The organism is Polyangiaceae bacterium (assembly GCA_016715885.1).
Taxonomy (GTDB): Bacteria; Myxococcota_A; Polyangia; order Polyangiales; family Polyangiaceae; genus Polyangium.
On sequence record JADJXL010000025.1, the window covers coordinates 275,360 to 293,954 of the forward strand.

The 18,595-nt window shown below is 61.6% G+C and carries 16 protein-coding genes; 7 read left to right on the forward strand and 9 right to left on the reverse strand.

Features of this window, described 5'->3' with window-relative positions:
• Positions 1-128 precede the first annotated feature (128 nt).
• The 5 genes from IPM54_36140 to IPM54_36160 all read right to left on the reverse strand — a co-directional run bounded on the left by IPM54_36140 (position 129) and on the right by IPM54_36160 (position 7,434).
• On the reverse strand, positions 129-584 hold the full coding sequence (locus IPM54_36140; protein MBK9265200.1) for a thioredoxin family protein: 456 nt from the start codon (positions 582-584) through the stop codon (positions 129-131).
• Positions 585-705: 121 nt separating this feature from the next.
• Positions 706-1,959: a zinc-ribbon domain-containing protein gene (locus IPM54_36145; protein MBK9265201.1), complete on the reverse strand. Its 1,254-nt coding sequence runs from the start codon at positions 1,957-1,959 to the stop codon at positions 706-708.
• Positions 1,960-2,179: 220 nt separating this feature from the next.
• Positions 2,180-3,988 carry a sigma-54-dependent Fis family transcriptional regulator gene (locus IPM54_36150; protein ID MBK9265202.1) on the reverse strand — a complete coding sequence of 603 codons (1,809 nt, stop codon included), beginning with the start codon at positions 3,986-3,988 and terminating at the stop codon, positions 2,180-2,182.
• Between the two features lie 415 nt (positions 3,989-4,403).
• A complete protein-coding gene (locus tag IPM54_36155; GenBank protein ID MBK9265203.1) occupies positions 4,404-5,147 on the reverse strand; it encodes a glycosyltransferase family 2 protein in 744 nt (247 codons plus the stop codon).
• Between the two features lie 190 nt (positions 5,148-5,337).
• A complete protein-coding gene (locus tag IPM54_36160; GenBank protein ID MBK9265204.1) occupies positions 5,338-7,434 on the reverse strand; it encodes a PilZ domain-containing protein in 2,097 nt (698 codons plus the stop codon).
• A gap of 224 nt (positions 7,435-7,658) precedes the next feature.
• Here IPM54_36160 and IPM54_36165 point away from each other — a divergent pair, with 224 nt between their 5' ends.
• On the forward strand, positions 7,659-8,069 hold the full coding sequence (locus IPM54_36165) for a hypothetical protein (protein MBK9265205.1): 411 nt from the start codon (positions 7,659-7,661) through the stop codon (positions 8,067-8,069).
• Here IPM54_36165 and IPM54_36170 read toward each other — a convergent pair.
• The 3 genes from IPM54_36170 to IPM54_36180 are packed head-to-tail and all read right to left on the reverse strand — an operon-like array spanning position 8,066 to position 11,240.
• On the reverse strand, positions 8,066-9,136 hold the full coding sequence (locus tag IPM54_36170; protein ID MBK9265206.1) for a flippase-like domain-containing protein: 1,071 nt from the start codon (positions 9,134-9,136) through the stop codon (positions 8,066-8,068). The genes IPM54_36165 and IPM54_36170 overlap by 4 nt on opposite strands.
• A gap of 33 nt (positions 9,137-9,169) precedes the next feature.
• Complete coding sequence (locus IPM54_36175; protein MBK9265207.1) at positions 9,170-10,624, reverse strand: nucleotide sugar dehydrogenase; 1,455 nt, start codon at positions 10,622-10,624, stop codon at positions 9,170-9,172.
• Positions 10,518-11,240 carry a protein tyrosine phosphatase gene (locus IPM54_36180; protein ID MBK9265208.1) on the reverse strand — a complete coding sequence of 241 codons (723 nt, stop codon included), beginning with the start codon at positions 11,238-11,240 and terminating at the stop codon, positions 10,518-10,520. Before IPM54_36180 ends, IPM54_36175 begins: the two co-directional genes overlap by 107 nt.
• 236 nt (positions 11,241-11,476) lie before the next feature.
• Between IPM54_36180 and IPM54_36185 the strand changes: the two genes are divergently transcribed.
• Positions 11,477-12,598 carry an ArsA family ATPase gene (locus tag IPM54_36185; GenBank protein ID MBK9265209.1) on the forward strand — a complete coding sequence of 374 codons (1,122 nt, stop codon included), beginning with the start codon at positions 11,477-11,479 and terminating at the stop codon, positions 12,596-12,598.
• 44 nt (positions 12,599-12,642) lie between these two features.
• Positions 12,643-13,431 (forward strand): hypothetical protein, encoded by a 789-nt coding sequence (locus IPM54_36190; protein ID MBK9265210.1) that lies wholly within the window; start codon positions 12,643-12,645, stop codon positions 13,429-13,431.
• A 36-nt stretch (positions 13,432-13,467) separates the two neighbouring features.
• On the opposite strand, the gene IPM54_36195 is transcribed toward IPM54_36190, so the two are convergent.
• The gene (locus IPM54_36195) at positions 13,468-13,800 is read right to left on the reverse strand and encodes a hypothetical protein (GenBank protein ID MBK9265211.1); all 333 of its coding nucleotides are present in this window, start codon (positions 13,798-13,800) and stop codon (positions 13,468-13,470) included.
• Between IPM54_36195 and IPM54_36200 the strand changes: the two genes are divergently transcribed.
• From IPM54_36200 to IPM54_36215, 4 genes are all read left to right on the forward strand, one after another.
• The gene (locus tag IPM54_36200; protein MBK9265212.1) at positions 13,799-14,038 is read left to right on the forward strand and encodes a hypothetical protein; all 240 of its coding nucleotides are present in this window, start codon (positions 13,799-13,801) and stop codon (positions 14,036-14,038) included. The two genes, IPM54_36195 and IPM54_36200, sit on opposite strands and share 2 nt — an antisense overlap.
• 193 nt (positions 14,039-14,231) lie before the next feature.
• Positions 14,232-15,038 carry an MOSC domain-containing protein gene (locus tag IPM54_36205; protein ID MBK9265213.1) on the forward strand — a complete coding sequence of 269 codons (807 nt, stop codon included), beginning with the start codon at positions 14,232-14,234 and terminating at the stop codon, positions 15,036-15,038.
• Between the two features lie 22 nt (positions 15,039-15,060).
• Positions 15,061-16,875: a radical SAM protein gene (locus IPM54_36210; protein ID MBK9265214.1), complete on the forward strand. Its 1,815-nt coding sequence runs from the start codon at positions 15,061-15,063 to the stop codon at positions 16,873-16,875.
• Positions 16,872-18,557: a radical SAM protein gene (locus IPM54_36215; GenBank protein ID MBK9265215.1), complete on the forward strand. Its 1,686-nt coding sequence runs from the start codon at positions 16,872-16,874 to the stop codon at positions 18,555-18,557. Before IPM54_36210 ends, IPM54_36215 begins: the two co-directional genes overlap by 4 nt.
• The last annotated feature ends 38 nt before the right edge of the window (positions 18,558-18,595 follow it).

Genomic DNA, 18,595 nt, shown 5'->3' on the forward strand with positions numbered 1-18,595 from the left:
TCCTCAGTGGCACATCCAGCGAACATCGCCGCAGGAACAGCTCCGGCAACAATTAGAAAGCGAGTGAGGTGATGCATCGGTTTTCGCTATGAGCCGCATCATAACCGCGCACGGCAAACCGGTACAAGCTATCGATCTTCGAGATCACGTTCGAGATTGCGCAATGCCGAAAGCACCTCATCAACCGACCGTGCACCTTCGAGACGCATCGCTTCTCCGCCATCGGCGTCGACGAGGATCGTCGTGGGAATGGCCTGCACCCGAAACTCGTCCGCCAAAAGCTCGGCATCCGGACCACCCGTGACATCGAGACGTAGCGGCACGAGCGCGAGCGGATGAAAAAGGATGCGCGGATCGGACCAAACGTCGCGATCCATCGCCAGCGCTCCAGCGGACCAATCGGCGCGCACGTAAACGACCAGCGGCAAACGTTCGCGCCGCGCACGTTCACGCGCATCGCGCGCGTTCGTTTCCCACGTCCAAACGCGACGTCTCGGTCGGTCCGTATCACCTTCGCCCGCGGGAGGAGCAGGCTGTCCGTACTCCGCAGCTGGCTCCTGTGGAACCGCCACGATCGGTGTCACGACGAGCGGTTCGGCTGGAGCGCACGAGGGAGCCCAGACAAACCCGAAGGTCGTCAGGACAATTCGTGGTGAAAGGGGACGATTGCGCGAGCGGCTCAAGTGACGCCGAAGCAGCGCGAGGTCACTTTTTCTTGGCCGAGCAACGCATGTTGCACATGAGGTCGGAGGGAGCGCAGCCGCATCCGCCCGACTTCGGAGCAGGCGCGGGCGCAGGCTTGGGGCCGGGCGCAGGACCCGTCGAAGGACCCGTCTTCTTCGTCGTCGTTCCGCCACCGGCAGTCTTGACAGGCGCCTTCGTCGCCTGAGCGACGGCCGATGCGCTTGCCTCGGGAGCGGCACTTTCCACTGGAGGCGGCGTAGCGGCGGGAGGCGCCGTGTCGAGCGGAGGGGGCGTCGCGGCTGCCACGGGCGTGGACGATGCCGCTGGGTCGACAGGCGGTGGACCGCTCGAAGCAATCATGAACACGCCAACCATCGCGCCGATCGCGACGACAGCACCGATGCCGATGAACAGCGGCGTGCGGTTTTTCTGAGGTTTGGCTGGTTCAGCCGTCGATACCGTCGGCGCGGCGGTCGCTGTCGTGAGTCCCGGGGCCGCCATCTGGAACAAGCCACCGGGATCATCGAGCAAGTTCGGCGTCGCTGGCGCCGCCGACTCTTTCGTTGCCGCAACACTTGCCGCGAGAGCTTTGAGGTCGATGAGACCCGAGTCTTCGGTGTTGAGCGGTTTCGACGAGCTCGATGACGAAGCGAGCGCACTCAAGCTCGGAGCACCGCTTCCACCCGAAGATGAAGCGACGCGTGAGGTGAGTGCACTGAGTGAGAACAGCGCCGATTGCTCTTCGTTGCCCGCTCCGATACGCGCAGGTGCCGGTGCTTTCGGTGCGGAAAACAGCGGTGCATCTGCTTGTGCGTCGGCACCGAACAAATCGCGTGACGCTCCTCGTCCACCTTCACGTTTTGCTGCTGGACGAGCTGGTTCTGGCGCTGCCGCCGCCGCTCCACCCCCTGCGGCATTGAGCGCCTCGGAAATCGCCTGGACCTGACCTAGAGGCTGCCAATCGGCCATGCCGTCGGCCCAGACGTACGTATCGCTTGAAATGGTCGAAGTTGTCACGGCTTGGACGAGCTCTTGCAGCGACATTGATCGCTGATCGCCCTCGGCAACGTTGACGAGATACGTCGGACCTTCGCCCGCGGCAGCGGCATCGGCTGCGGCGACGGCGGGATCCGAGGCGTTCGTCGTGGTCGCCCCGCTGCTGTTGACCAAGATCGTCGCGCCACACTTGCGGCACTTGATCTTGACGGTCTTCCCTTGGACTTTTTCGTCCGAAACCGTGTACTTCGACTGGCAAGAGTTGCAGGTGATCTTCATGTCGCGTGTAGCTCGGCGAGTCGACGGAGGTTCATATCAAGGATGGGGCAACCGAGTGTATCTCGATTGCGTCCGATTTCGGACACTTCCTGACGCATGAACATTGAAGAAGTTCGGATCTAGCGAAAAGAAGGGCCGAGGGGAAAATTCTTCGCTCTTCGGCCCAAGAACACACGATGCCGTGTGTTCGAATCCGATCACGTCGGCAAAACGCGCATGTTCAGCTCGCGAGGTGTTCGGGGCTCGATATCGCAGCAGGTGCAGCATCGGAGGGCGGTTGCACGTCACCCGATGCAGGCGGCGGTTGCTCGTCACATGCGTCGTTCGATGGCTCGGCCTCGGCAGCGTCCGGGGCTTCTTGCGCGCCCACATGCTCGCCGTACGCCTGCAGCTTGGAGTAAAGGCCTCGACGGCTGATTCCAAGCACCCGTGCGGCCCGCTGCTTGTTGCCTCGCACCGCTTCGAGCGTGAGCAAGATGAGCTTGCGTTCGGCATCCGCGAGGCGCGTTCCGACGGGCAATCGAAGCACCAGAGGGTGCTCCGCCGCATCGCGAGGTTCGACATCGGACGACGATGCCAACGTCACGCGCGACGGCACGGCAGGCAATGCGGATGAAGGTTGCGATATGGGCTCCGCGACGACATGCGAGCTCTCGATGCCCTCGTGTTCCACGGGTACGGATGGCGGAACCGCGGAAGACGCAGCCGGCTCCGCAACCGATTGCGGCTGCGGCTCTTGCTCCGCCGGCACGTGCACGACCGCTGCGTGCTCGATGTGCGGCGAGCTCGATCGACGCCCCGTTCGACGTTCGATGCGCCCTTGGCCAATCTGAACCTCTTCGGGCGCAACGACTTCACCGGCCGCGAAAAGCGCCGTCTGCTCGACGACGTTGCGCAACTCTCGAACGTTGCCCGGCCAGTCGTGCGCGTAGAGGCGCTGCACCGCTCCTTCGGAAAACTTCTTCGCAAACGTGCCGTAGCGCCGTGAATACTTCACGAGGAAACGTTCGGCGATCGGCAAGATGTCTTCGACGCGTTCACGCAGCGGAGGCAGCGTGATCGTGAAGACGTTGAGTCGATAGTAGAGATCTTCGCGAAAAACGTTCTCGTCGACGAGATCGAGCAAGTCCTTGTTCGTCGCCGCGACGATACGCACGTCGGCCTCGATCTCCTTTCGGCCGCCCACCCGCGTAAAACGGTACGTCTCGAGAACCCGGAGCAGGCTCACCTGAACAGCGGCATCCATGGTGCCGACTTCGTCGAGAAAAACCGTGCCCGTCGCGGCTGCCTCGAACTTGCCTTCGGCGGACGCGAATGCGCCGGTGAACGAGCCTTTCTCGTGCCCGAAGAGCTCGCTGCCAATGAGCTCGCGCGGAATCGCGCCCGTGTGCACTGGGACAAACGGCCCCGACTTGCGCGGACTGCGGTTGTGAATGGCGCGCGCAACGAGCTCTTTGCCCGTTCCGCTTTCGCCAACGATGAGCACGGGTGCCATCGTCGATGCAACGCGATCGATGCGGGCAAACACGTCGCGCATCGCCCGCGAACCACCCACCATCCCCTCGAACACGAGCGGGCTCGTGAGCGCGTCGTCGTCCTCACCCTCAGCCTCGCGAACGTTGTCCGAATGGAGCAACTCGCGCACGAGCGAGACGAGGCGTGCAGGATCGAGCGGCTTTTGCATGTAGTCCGCTGCGCCGAGCTTCAGCGCGTCGACGGCATTCGCAACCGAGCCCGACCCGGTCACGACGATGACGGCAGGCGCTGGATGCCGATGCGTTTCCTCATCCATCATCGGCGGAGCCAAACGACGCATGAGGTCCATGCCGGTCATCCCAGGCAAGTTCAGGTCGGTCACGAGTACGTCGGCCGGCGTGCGATGTTGAATCTCGAGCGCCTGTTCGCCGCTCGATGCGACGAACACATCGAGCCCTTCGTGACGCAATACGGCTTCGAGAATCGCGGCTTGATCCGGCTCATCCTCGACGAGTAGGACGCGACCAGGACCAGGGTGATGTCCCGTCGTCATCCGATGGGATCGATGCCCCACCCCCCTCGCTTGCACTGTCGCGCTCGCAGCCAAACGTCCCCCTCCTCAGCGTCGCCACCGCGCAGTGTCGCGCGGCGTCACCTACGATGAATCACTCTAGCGAAGCGGATCGCGCACGCCACCTCGCATGAGCAATTCGGAGCAGGCTCGAGTGCACAAGTGACATTCGAGGTGAGAACGATACGACCACCGACGACCCGAACGTGAAATGACGTCCACGACGGTCAACAGTGAAGATTCAAGTCTGCAGGAAGAGAAGAATGCCGACGGAGTTTTCTCGTTTTCGGAGGTCTCGCAAATATCGCGACCCTAGTTCGTTTGAGATGCAACCATCGCGTGGCCACGTGATGGCAACGCGCGACTTGCGGGCAAACCCCGGTGAACACGCGCTAGGTCACTTGCTTTTCGGGATGCGCATGCCGATGCGTGCCACGCGGGCGAGCACGTCGACATAGTCACGCCAACGCACACTCGAAAGATCCTGATGCTCCCACGTGACGCCAATCTCTGCGATGTCTGCGTGAAACACGCGCTGCGCCAAACAGAGAAGCTCGATGTCGATCGCGAAGCGGTTCTCGCGGCCCATCGCAAAAAGCTTACGCGCCAGATCGCCACGGAAGAGCTTGAAGCCGCACTGCGTGTCGTAGATCCCTGCGACGGCGAAGAAGCGAATCCAGAGGTTTCCCGCACTGCCAAGCAGGACGCGAGGAAGCGACTGAGGGCGTGTGATGTTCGACGTCGGAAGAGCTCGAGAACCAATGGCGACGTCTGCGCCGCGATCGATCGCTCTCCAAAGCGGTTCGAGCTCTTCGATGGGCGTTGCCAGATCGGCGTCCATCAGCAGCACTCGTTCGCCGCGGCTATGCGCAACGCCCTCGCGCTGCGCACCGCCCTTCCCTTGGTTGCGCGCTAGCCTCAGTACAGTCAGCCGCGGCTCGTCGAGCTCGCGCGACAGCTCTTCGACGATGTCGGCCGTGCGGTCACGCGATCCATCATCGACGACGATCACTTCCCACGTCTCGGGCCGCTCGCGCATGTACTCGACGACGCGTCGCAACGTTCGTGGCAAGCGCCGCTCTTCGTTCATCGCTGGGATGACGATCGACAATTGAGGTGCGGGGACGTCCTGCGCTCCCATGAGGTCTTCGATCGACGCGCACGAAGCGACATCGAAGGCCGGGACTTCACACGCCTAGCGACGATAATGCAAGAGGGATCCCGGCTGAAAACGCGCGTGGCTCGAGCTGCGGCGGCATACCCACCGACAAATGCGTTGCGGCGCCGAAATGACCGGCGCCGCAAACCAACGACTCACTGCAAAGGATGCGTCAGGGTTTCTTTGCACCCTTCTTCGTCTTTTTCTTCGTGCTCTTCTTGGACGCCTTCTTGCTCTTCGCAGCGCCCGCCTTCGCCACCTTCTTGGCATCGGTACCAAGCGCGATGTCGAGCCGGTTGCCCTTGGCCTTGGCCATGTATGCCGGTACGCCGTCCTTGAACTGAATGCTGATCTCGGTGCCCGTCGGGTTGTTGATGATGTTGAGCGACGCGATGCGTTTGTCTTTACGCATCAGCTCCGACGTCGCGAGTGTCTTTGCGCGCCTGCCCGGTAGTGAAATCGTGAAGCCCATCGCGCCAGCCGCACCGTTGACCGTCTCGATGTCGCCGTCGGTCTTGATCTTCAGGACGATCGGGCTGCGCACGCTGCCTTGACCGAATTGCTTACCATCTCCCTGCGTACCACCAGCGCTCTCGTCGTCGTCATCATCGTTCGATGCTGCAGCCGCTCCGGGTGCATTCGGATCCTCGTTCGCCGCACTATCAGGAGTCGGGGCGATCGTGCCATCCGGCTGCGTCGGCATCGCCGGAACAGGTTCGGTCGTCGACAAGGGCGTCGCGCCAAACAGCGGCACGTTGGCCACCGGCGTCGCGGTGCCGTCTGCTGCAGGTGCGGTGTCCGCTAGCGCCGGCAGTGCTGCCACCGCGCTCGCATTCGCCTCGGGTGATTGCGATGTCGCCGATGGCCCACCCGTCAGACCGAGCAGACGAGCACCACCGACGACCGCGAGAACCGAAGCCAAACCAAGCGCTCCGCCAATCAGCGCAGCCTTGCGCCGCGAGGCAACCTTCGCCGGCGATCCACCAGTTTCCCCTTCGTCGCGATCTCGCACGAGCTTGCGTCCTGCCGCCCGCAGCACGCCCGTCGGCGGCATCGACGTCGTTCGTCGAAACGTTTGCGCCTCCTGTTGCTCCGCCCCAGCTTCGCGCCGTTTGCGAATCGCTGCGAGAAGCCCCGTCACCGCGCTCTTGGCACGTGTTCCAAAGCGTCCCACTGCTGGCCCCACGACACCCATCGCAGCTCGCGCCGATCCCGACGCCTTGGCCGCTGCGCTTCGCACCGCCGCTCCCACGTCCTTCTTGGCCGCCGCCGGAACCTCGGCATCCGCCTGCGACGAAGACTCCTCGGCGCCCGCCTCTTTCGCTTCGACCGCCGGTTCTTCTCGCGACGCTTTGTCGTCTTCGGAGCGCGGGGGCACCGAGGGAAGCGACGCTCGAGCCGACGACGGACGAGGACGCAGCGTCGCCGCAGCGGATGCAAGCGTCGAAGGAAGACGCGAACCCTTCGGCTCTGCGTCTCCCGAACCATTTGACTCCGTACGATCTTCCGACGGCTTCGTCACGCGACGCGCAAGCGATCCCAGCGTGTGGAGAGCATCTTTCGCCGTTTCTTTGACGTCCAACTTTTTGGCTTCGTGCCCATCGAATCGAAGAGACACGACGAGCTGCGGAATGCGCGTCTGCGGATCGACCTCGACCTTCACCGCATCCACCATCGCCGCTCGCTTGTCGCCGTGATCCATGTCCTCGAGCTCGACCGAGCGACCCACTTTGAGAAACTCGAGGTTCGATCCGACCTGGATCTCGCCTCCGAGCGAGTCGCGCACGCGGGCCTTCATGGGCGACCCCAGCCCCTCGATGTGCAAGCGCACGCGTGTGCCTGGAATCGCGATCGGCCCAGCGCTGGGATCGGCCGTGCCATTGATGCGTGCACACATCGCACGCAGCACAGCCTCGGCATCCGCCGTCTCGAACTTCGTGAAACGCAAGCCGAACTCGCCCCCACGTGACGCTTCGCGCCTCCACGTCACTTCGCCCTCGGCGACGACCTCGCCTACGTCACCTTCGAACTTGCAGAGCAACCGCTCGCCGACGTCGGGCAGATAAGCCGTACGCAGACGCATGCCGGCTTGAGACACGTCGACCGACTCGGCCTCGAATCCACCGGCGCCATTGGTACCGCCGACGGCGACGAGGGCTTCGAAGCTGACGCGGCTCTTACCTGCCCGCCGATCGGCTGCGGACGTGGTTGCTTTGGCATTCTGACCGAGGCCCTCGCCGACGGTATCCTCTGCGCCTGGCATGCTCATGACAAACCTCCAAGGGGTGCGAGAGGGGCTCGCACCGCTGCCGCTTCGTGCGGCTCCTTCGCTAAGGACCCCGATATGTCAGGTGAAAGAGGACGGCCAAGTTTCGTGAAAATTGGACGAGTGGGCAGGCGGAAAGTCCCGAGCACTGAAGGCTTGTGAACTTGTTGGCGATGGTGCCGCGCGAGCCCTTACGGACAGCGCCCGAAGATGCCAAGCTGTCATTCGTGAGCGACGAGCGAGAGCCACGCGAAGTCAACGAGCCCGCGTCGCAGACGTCGGAAACACCGGCGGATGCGACGGATGCGCCGGCGAATGCGAAGGATGTGGTGATGATCCACAGCCCGCATGACGACGGGCAAGGCTACAACGTGCTTCGCATGCGCGACGGTTCGGTCGAGCTTGGAGCCATCCGCAACATTCGCGAAGGTGCTCCCATCCACGGCGACATCGTGAGTTTGACCCAACGCAAGGAACACGAGCGCCTCTACAACGTCGAAACGCTCGTCAAGTCGCCGCGCCCTCAACTGCCTGCCCGACACGGTCCAGCGCAAGTTGCGACCGATGCGTACCGGACAAACTGGGACAACATCTTCGGCAAGACGAGCTCCTCCGAAGGTAACGGCGCGCCAAACTAGCTCACGCGCTGCGTTCGACGGAGCGCTCCCAGGCCCGCGAGCATCGCGACCACGTGAAACCCTACTTGCGCCACGTAAAGCAAAAACACGAACGCTGCGCCGCTCGCACGTAAAGGTGCCTCCGGCACGTACATCGCCAGCGCCGCATACGCCGAAAGCTGAAACGCACCGAAGTATCCCGGGCCCGATGGCACGAGAATCCCAATGCCCACACACGCCATCGTGACGCACGCTTCTGCAAGCGTCGTGCTTCCGAGGCCAGTGCCCCACGCGAGCAGCCAGACGCCCGTCGCATTCATGATCCAATACACGGCGGTCTCGCCAAGAAAGGGAACGAGGTGCTTCGGTGATGGCAAAAAACGCATACCTTCGGCAACTCGTTCGACGATTCCCGCCAATGCTTCGGCAAAACGTATCGACACGAGCCCCACGATTTTGAATGTCATTCGCCGCGCGAAATCACGCGCGAAAAAGAACAATCCCATCGCTGCAAAGGCGCCGACGAATAGAACCAGCGCTCCTGTCGCCGCAGCCGGCACCGCCGCGACCGGCACGGGTAAGTCTCCAATGTGATCGGGCAATGGATCGAGCGGCGTTGCCAATCTGAGCGCAAAAAAAAGTATGCCGCTCACCGCCAATCCATCAATGATCCTTTCTGCACCAACGGTTCCCGTCGCTTCCCAAAGTCGCACCGAACCGTGACGCGTAATCAGGTATGGCCGGACAATCTCACCGCTTCGTAGCGGCGACAGCAATATCGCACCAAACCCAACCCACGCCACGGCGACGACGTCGCGTAATCGCACGTCCCCAACGGGGCGCAAAAGGTGCCGCCATCGCGCAGCTCGAAACCAATGCACGACGACGAGCGACAACACGTAAACCCCGACGGTCCACCATTTCACCGAGCTGAATGCTGCGGCGGGCGGAACGAGCGGCAAACCGCCTCGCAAAGCAATCCACACGAATCCCGCCGCAAAAAGCAGCGACAGGGCCAGCCGTTCGAGCCACCTTCGTTTGTTCGAGGCGACGGGCAATCGTTCAGGTTCGTCGGGAGGGTTTTTCACGGCAATACGTCGAGCGGCACCCGCAAGGCGCGCTCAAAGGCGTACGACTTTGGATTGATCACCGGCTACGCCTCGAAGCACATCACGCGTATCCACGACGATTCTGGCTTCGTCGAGCACACGCGCGTAATCGATGCCCTTGTGATCCGTCACGATGACGACGGCATCGTAATCGGCGTACGACACCGGATCGGATTCGGACTTCATCACAATCCCCGCCTCCTCGACCTCCGGCACATGAGGATCGTAATAATGGACGTCGGCTCCCAGGCTCTTCAGCGAATGAATGATGTCGAACGCCGGTGATTCCCGATAATCCGCCACGTCTCGCTTGTACGCGACGCCAAGAATGAGCAGCCGTGACCCGTTCGGCGCCTTCTTGATGCTATTGAGCGCATGCTGGACGAGCATCACGACGTAGTCGGGCATTGCGCTGTTGATCGAATCCGCGAGCTCGATGAAACGCGCCTGATACTTCAGCGTGCGCATTCGCCACGACAAATAGAGCGGGTCGATCGGAATGCAATGCCCGCCGAGTCCCGGTCCCGGGTAAAACGGCATGAACCCAAATGGTTTCGTCGCTGCCGCGCGAATGACTTCCCAAACATCGATGCCAAGCTTGCGGCTCATCAAAGCAACTTCGTTCACGAGCCCGATGTTCACCGCGCGGAACGTATTTTCGAGCAATTTGACCATTTCGGCCGCGTCGGTGCTCGATACCGGAACGACTTTTTCGATGATTTTGCCATAGAGCGCAACCGCCACCTCGAGACACGCTGGTGTTGCACCACCCAGCACTTTCGGCGTATTGCGCGTGCCGTACACCATGTTCCCCGGATCCACTCGCTCGGGGCTGAATGCGACGAATACGTCCTTGCCAAGCTCGAACCGGCCGCCCGTCAACTTGGGCACGAGCACTTCGCGCGTCGTGCCGGGATACGTCGTCGACTCGAGCACGATCAGCATGTTCGCGTGCTGATGCGCGGCAATCTCGTCGCTCGCTGACAAGATGAACCGCATGTCGGGATCTTTGGTCTTGTTGAGCGGCGTCGGAACACAGACGACGATCGCATCGGCCGTGCCGAGCACTTTTGGATCGGTCGACGCAGCGAGCCGCCCTTCGGCTACGTGCGGAGCAAGCGCCGACGAAGGGATGTCGCCGATGTACGACTCACCCTTGGCAAGGAGTCGGACTTTTTCCGGATCCTTGTCGTAACCCGTGACGCGAAATCCTGCCCGCGCAAATTCGACGACCAGGGGCAGACCGACGTACCCGATGCCCACGACGACCACGTGCGCCGTGCGATCTTCGATCTTCTTCAGCAGCTCCTGCACGATGCGTTTGTCCTTTCCGTACGATTCGACAACGACAATAAATTCTTCATTCGAGACGACCTTCCAGAATGTCCCGAGGTCCGTCGACCAACATGGCTCGAGCCTCTTCGGCTCCGATGGCGCTGCGCATCTTTTCGATGCCGGCCGCGACATCGTCGACGTCACGCGGCGCATGCGCGTCGCTGCACGCCGCATCGTAGTAGCCCTCGTCGAGCAGCTTCTCGGCACAACTTCGCACCGAGCGACCGTATTTGCCTGCAAGAGCAGCGACATCGAGCAACATGACCCCGCCTGCATCGATGAGCGCATCGAGCACGGTCGGATCGTCCCAGACCCACTCGTAACGTTCTGGATGCGCAACCACGGGCCGCAGACGCTTGCGCCGCAAGTCGAAGAACCTCGCAGTAAGCTGAATCGGGATGGCCCGCGGGTAGAACTCGACGAGGATCGCGCGCGCTCCTGGATACGGCAAACCTTCACCGCGCATGATCCGTCCGAAAACGACGTCGTCGAAGTAATGTTCCGAGGACAAACCGCGCGCGGGCAAACCCGCTGCACCTTCGAGCGCTCGCTCGGTGGCTTCGTACGCACGGACGAGATCGCTCTTCGCGTTGTCGAACATGCCCGGACGCATGTGCGGCGTCGCGACGACCTTGGAAAAACCGATCTTCCCCAGCCCCTCGAGCAAGGCGCGGCTGTCTTCTACGGTCTTGACTCCGTCGTCGATGCCAACAACCCAGTGGCAGTGCAAGTCGATGTAGCCGCCCATCGTGCGCGCGGCAAAAGCTAGCAGCTTGCCGGAGGAAGCGTAGTCAGTCTGCGTGGCTTGAAAATCCGCACTGACGGAGCTTTGTCCGGCGCCGATCGTCCCGCTCGAGACGCATCCTGGACGCTCTGCGAGCTTGCTCCCATAGCCGTATCCGAGAAACGTGATATGAGGGCGAGCGCGTGACGGCATCTGAAGCACAACGTCGATCCTCGCCGAGCGGGCTCGGCTCGCTGCTCATGTCTCGCCGCGTCCTGCTCGTCGTCGGTTGTGGTGGCGTCGGAAAAACGACGACGACCGCTGCCCTTGGACTCGCAGCAGCACGTCGAGGCAAGCGCGTTCTTTGCCTGACCATCGATCCCGCACGGCGTTTGTCCCAAAGCCTCGGCATCGAAGAGATGAAGACGGAGGCGCAAACGATCGATCCCGCGCTCTTCGAGCGCGCCGGGCTCGACGTCCCCGGTTCGATGACCGTCATGATGCTCGATACGAAGAGCACCTTCGACGGGCTCATCCGCGAGCTCGCGCCATCGCCCGAACAGCGCGACCGCATCCTCAACAACGTTCTCTACAAGTACATCTCCACGTCACTTGCAGGCACGCAAGAGTACATGGCGATGGAGAAGCTTCACGCGACGAAGGCTGATCCTCGCTACGATCTCATCCTGCTCGACACGCCTCCCACAGCCAATGCGCTCGACTTCCTCGATGCGCCGGAGCGTCTCGTCGGAGCCATCGACAGTGCTGCAACGAGGTGGCTGGTGCAGGCCGTGCAGACGTCGGGATCGTTTTCCCTGAACGTCCTTGCCAAGAGCGCAGCGGCCATCGTGCGCGGCATCGGCAAGGTGAGCGGCAGCGGATTTCTCGAGCAGATGGCGGCCTTCATCGCCGAAATCAACACGCTTTTCGGGGGCTGGAAGAAACGTGCCGACGCCGTGAGCGCAGCCCTCCGCGGACCCGATGTCGCCTACGTCCTCGTCACGACGCCCGATCCGCTCGCCGTTCGTGAAGTGCTCTTTTTCGCGGATCGATTGCGCGAGCAAAACATGCGTCGCGATGCCTTCGTCGTGAACCGCGTGCATCCCGTCTACGAGCGCGTGCCCGATGTTGCCGAAGTGCAAGAAGCGCTCGGAAAGCGCCCCGTCGATCTGGGCCCCGATGCAGCTCGGCGTCTTCGACAAGCCACCGAAGACGAACGACGCATGGGCAAACTCGATGCACTGCACCTCATCGGGCTCGAAGCGGCACTCGAGGACGAAGCACTCGGTGGAAGCCTGCTCGCTCACGTTCCGGCCTTCCCGTACGACATTCACGATCTCGATCGACTTGCCCGTATTGCCGACGTCCTAGCGCCCCTCTGACATCGCCATTCCGGCTGGGGCGCTGTCGTGGCATCTTCGGGCGCATGGAAACACGCCGAAAGTCCCACCATGCCGGCCCCCTTCGTCGCGCACACTGGGCCCGCATTGCGCTCGTCGCTTTGCCGATTCTCATGCTCGCGGGAGCGTTCCTTTCGGCGTGCGAAAGCGACGAGGACGCGTTTCGGCGAGGTTTTACCGGGGACAGTTGCTCGAAGACGGATGATTGTGCAGAGCCCTTGCGATGCTTGGAAAACGTCTGCACGGAACCTCCGTCGAGCATCGCCGACGCTGGAGGAAATCCGGATGCGTTTGGTCCTGGTCCTGGTCCGAGCGCCAAGGATGGCCCGTGGAGCGCCTGCGACGAATGCCTCGAAATGGAATGCGCTGCTGCGGAAACAGCCTGCGGGCCGGATTGCCACAGTGTCGAAGCGTGTATCGAAACGACGTGCGTGCACCTCAGCGAGATCGGATCGCCCGATGAGAGCGACTGCTTTCTGCACTGTCAGGGCAAGAGCTCCGCAGGCAAAGACCAGCACCTGGCGGTGGTCAACTGCGCGTACGACACGAAGTGTCAGCCGCCGTGTGCGTTTTACCCGCAGGACTACGACCTCTGCCGCACGTTCATGAACAACGGGGATTGCTACGGTTACAACGCTGCATGTGAAGCCAACTTGAACTGCAAGAACTTCCGCGACTGCATCAAGTTCTGCAGCAGCTTGCCGGACTGTCTGGCTTGCGACGACACACCGGAAGGTGTCGAAGGTCGTGCGATCCTCGAAGCTTACGAAGCGTGCGTTGCTTCGGAGTGTTTGACGGAAAGTTGGATTCCGTAAAGTTTGTCCTGATGCATGAGGACAAACTTCCACTGTTCACGGTGGGCACATCGATTCGCCGCCGGGCGCGATGACCTTGCAATAGTCGCCAGGGTCGAGATCCGGTTCGCACAAGTCTTTGCACGTCATGCAGAAGACGCAGGTATCGAGCGCATAGAACAGGTCCCACGCAGCCATCGGCGTGTTCAAATCTTTCGCACACGTGCGCGAGCAGCATCCGCCGTCGGTATTGAGCGAGCAGTTGTCGTACGAGCACTTCGCAAGTGCTGCGCAATCAGCGTTTGCCAAGCATGCATCGCGTTGCGCTTTGCACTCCTTCGTGTACGCGCCGGACGCGTCGCTCGTGCATTCGCTGCAGATTGTGTACATGCCGTTTCCGCTGGACGAGCTTGCCGAAGAGCTCGAACTGCCACCGCCCGAGCTGCTCGACGACGAGCTCGACGACATCCCCGATGAAGACGAAGACGAGCCGGAGCTACCTGACGAGCTCGATGCGCCGCTGGAACTCGACGAGCTACTCGTGGTGGCCGTACCGGTATCGTCCGAGCATGCACCAAGTGTCATGAGTGCACACGTGGCGCCAAACACCCCCCATACGCCAAGATGAAGCTTCATTCGTTCGTCTCCCTTCCGCGCTCGCATCGTTGCGCGACTGACTTAATGCTCGTCATTCTATGCGGGACGATCGGCGCACAAGAAGTTTTGGTGAACAGGCACCAGTTGCTCCGACGTCACTCGCGACGCCCGCGTCGTGCACTGCTAGACATCCTCGCCGGTCTCTGACGAAAGGCGCATGCCCGATGAGCAACATCACCGTGAGTGGTCTGTTCGTGTATCCCATCAAGGGGACGCGAGGCATCGAACTGAGTCGCGCGCACATCACTCCCCTCGGCTTGCAATACGATCGCAGATTTCTGCTGGTCGATCCTCAGGGCGAGTTCCTCACGCAGCGCGAACACCCATCACTCGCGCTCGTCGAAACGTCCATCGAAGCCGACTCGCTCGTCGTGCGAGCCCCGGGCCAGGATCCACTTCGCCTACCGATTCGCCCGGAAGGCGCGCCCGATCGCACCGTGCGCGTGTGGAATGATCAGTGCCGCGCCAGCTTCGTCGGCAAGACTGCTGCGGAGTACTTCAGCACGTATTTGCAGCGGCCCGTCGAGCTTGTCTTCATGCCCGATACCGAAGGTCGCACGGTCGATACGCAGTACGCCAAACGCGGCGAAAAAGTGAACTTTGCGGATGGGTTCCCGTTCCTGCTCACGACGGAAGAATCCCTTGCGGATCTCAATGCACGACTCATCGACGGCGTGCCGATGAACCGCTTTCGCCCGAACATCGTCGTCCGCGGTGCACCGCCATGGGCCGAAGACACGTGGACCCATATGTCGATTGGCAATGTGGTGTTCCAGTCCTGCAAACCTTGCCAGCGCTGCCAGGTCATCACGATTGACCAAGCCACGGGAATTCGCGGCAAAGACCCGCTCGCAACGCTGTCCACGTTTCGCGCTCGCTCGAACAAGGTCTACTTCGGCTGGAATCTGGTGGCCGAAGGTGAGGGTGAGCTGCATGTGGGTGATCGAGTGAATTTGATCGGCCATTCATGAAACGGCGTAAAATGAACGCCACGTGAAGGGCCTCATCAAAGTCGGCTACGCGTGCAACGAGAACTGCACGTTCTGCCACACGGCCGACATTCGCCACATGGACGACACGGCCGATCGCATCGACTGGAAGATCGATCGCGCCAAGCGCCTCGGCTACTCGATGGTCGTGCTCAGCGGCGGCGAACCGACGATGCGCCCAGAGCTGCTTCGCTGGGCCCGCCGCATCGCATCGCGCGGGCTGGATCTAGGCCTCGTCACGAACGGTTTGATGCTCGCGTACCCCAACGTCACGGACGAGCTCATCAGCGAATGCCGCTTGAAGTACGTGTACATGTCGCTGCACGGAGGCGACGCGAAAGTACATGGATCGGTCGTTCGAGCCGACACGTTCAGCAAGGCCATGCAAGCCATCGGCAACCTGCACGGACGCGTCGATGATTTGACCATCAACTGTGTCGTTACGACCGCGAACGTTCGTCATCTGCGCGGCGTCGTGGACAAACTCCTCGGTTTCCCCAAGCTGTGCATCAAATTTTCCATGACGCAGCCCAAGGGCGGCGGCAGTCGAGCATTCGACATCATCGTCCCCGACGTCGAGGAATGCGCCGAGCGCGTGAAGGATGCCATCGAGTACGGTCAGGACAAACGCGTCGGAGACGAACCTCGATTTGCCCACGATGGCATTCCATTTTGCCTCCTGCCGGGCCTCGAACACCTCTACGACGACCTCAAGACCCACGGCTACGCGACGATGATCGAAGCGGACGAAGACGATTTCGTTCCGGTCGACGACGTCGCGAAGATTCAGCCATCGGAAATATGCGGCGACTGTGCGCTCGCGGGCGCGTGTCCAGGGCTTTACCGAGGTTACTTCGAGACCCGTGGAGCATCCGCGCTGCGTCCCGTCTTGGGAAAACCTCGCGCCAATTCGTACAACTTCGTACCCGAGCGTGACATCGCTCGTGCCCCAGGCGCCCCCTGCCCCATCCGCACAGATGGTACGACCCCGTATGATCGCGGGCGTACGCTGTTCGTGCGCATGAAGGATCGGATGCGCCTCTTTCGCACGGAAACGCGCGACTTCTCCGACGAAGAACTGTTCGGCATCAAAGACAAGTACGGGCAGCTCTACATCGACATTTCCACGAAGCTCGCGCCCGACGACTTTTCAAAGGACCTGCGCAAGCTGCGGCTCTCCGCGGAATGCGGCCCATGTCCCGAGCGCTCCAAGTGCACAGGCTGCTACGAAGCAACGAGCGCCGACGTCTTCTCGCACGATGACCGGTTCGTGCTCGATGTCCTCGCAGGTTTGTCCGGGCGAGTTCTCGATCTTGGATGCGGCGAAGGACGCTACTTGGAGACGCTCGCCAAACGCGCCGAGACAAACGCCATCGACTACGTTGGTCTCGACCCGGATCCTGCGAGTTTGTCCGTGCTCGGATCACGCTACCCGTTTGCAAGGTTCGTCACGGCAAATGCGGAAGAGCTCCCCGACGATATCGGCACGTTCGATCACGTCTTGGCCCTGCGCAGCGTCAACCACTTCAAGGATCCCGCACGCGTCTTCGATGGTGCGATCGCGCGATTGCGCCCGGGCGGCACGCTACTGCTCGTGGACAACGTTGCCTTTGGGCTCGTACGAAGCCGCAAACATGCTTCGCGTGCCGAGTCCTCCACGACGAACCGGCTGGAACACTTTCGCAACGACGACGCTGAAAAGTGCGCCCGAAGACTCGAAGGAAAGCCCCTCAGGCTCATCCTTCGCCACGATGTAACTCCTTTGACCAGCAACCAATGGGTTTTGCGTTACGAACGTTTGGAACAGGTGTCTCAGTGACTGCTACCGCTCCTCGAAGGCTTCCCATCGCCCCCCCAGCCGAAACGAACTTCGCCGACTTTCAAAACGAGGCGCTCTTGGGCGAGACGAAAACGCTCCAGCACGAGGCTGCCGCGCACGAGAAGCGCAACTGGGTTCGCTTGTCGTACGACTGCAACAACCACTGCACGTTCTGCCTCGATTCGAACGCGCACGATGGAACGATGCGCGCGACGCAGGACATCAAGGTGCAGATCGTCGAAGGGCGAAAGCGCGGATCGAATCGACTGATTCTCTCGGGCGGCGAACCGACGATGCACCCGAACTTCCTCGACTTCGTCAAGCTCGGCCAAATGGCCGGCTACCCGAAGATCCAAACCGTGACGAACGGGCGGATGTTTCGGTATCCAGATTTTTTGAACAAGGCCGCGGACAACGGCCTGCACGAGATCACGTTCTCGCTGCATGGCCACACGGCCAAACTGCATGACGCGCTCGTTGGTACGCCAGGCGCGTTCGTCGAAGAAGTCGCAGGGCTTCGCGCAGCGCTCGATTCGGGCCGCTTCATCGTCAACGTCGACATCGTCATCAACAAGCAGAACGTGAAGCACCTGCCCGAGATGCTCGAAACGTTCATCGGCTGGGGCGTGAAGGAGTTCGACCTTCTCCACGTGATCCCCTTCGGCAACGCATGGAGCGACGCGCGACATCACCTGTTCTACGACCTCGACGGGAACCTCGAGTATCTACAAAAGGCGTTCACATACGCACGCCGGCCCGACGTGCACATCTGGCTCAATCGCTTTCCGCCGCCTTACGCCGAAGGATTCGAAGACCTCATCCAGGATCCCTACAAGCTCAACGATGAAGTTCGAGGGCGTCGCGAAGAGTTCGATCGTTACCTCTCGCTCGGGCAGAAACTGTCGTGCCGCGAGCCCGAGCGTTGCAAGTACTGCTACCTGCAGAGCCTGTGCGACACGCTCGACGAAGTGCTCGATGTGCGTCGTTCCGAACGCGTCGACGTGATTCGTTACGCGGGTGCCCCACCGCTCACGGGCAAACTCCCTGAAGCGCCGATCGCGAGGATTGTCGCGACGAACGTGGAAGAAGCGGCAGCGCTCGTGACGAAAGTGCCGCAAGAAACCATCGAGCTGGAGCTAGATTCCTACGCGGGTTTGTCGGAAGCGATGGACGCCCAAGACAAACTCGCAGGCAAATACGTTGCAGCGTGTTACACGGGCGACCCGCACGCAGTGAAGACGCTGCTCGATTTGGGCCGTTCGTTCGAGGTGCGGGTATTCCTCACGAAGACGACCGAGGAGATGATTCGAGCGCTGGGAAAGCCTCCGACAAACCTCGTGATCGTCCAGAAGAACTACGATCTCGTGTCGGATGCGCAGGCGAATGACATCGACACGAAGGCATTTTTCCAGGCGTACGCCCATGAAGTGTCCGTGGAAAACGTCCCTGCATGCATCGTGGGGCGACCCGTTCGCAAGGCGCCCAAAACGTTGGACCTCGCGATGCTCGGACCCGACGCGCGTGTGGACATGGTCGCGTTCACGAAGCGGTACGTCGCGGACGGCTTCTACACAAAAGCTTTGAGGTGCAAGGATTGTCGCGAGACGCAGTCGTGTCGCGGCGTGCACGTGAACTGGGTACGCGCGCACGGGTTTGGCACGCTGGAACCGATTGCGCCGTGACGTGACGGAGTGGACGCGCCGAGCACGACGAGCGCTCG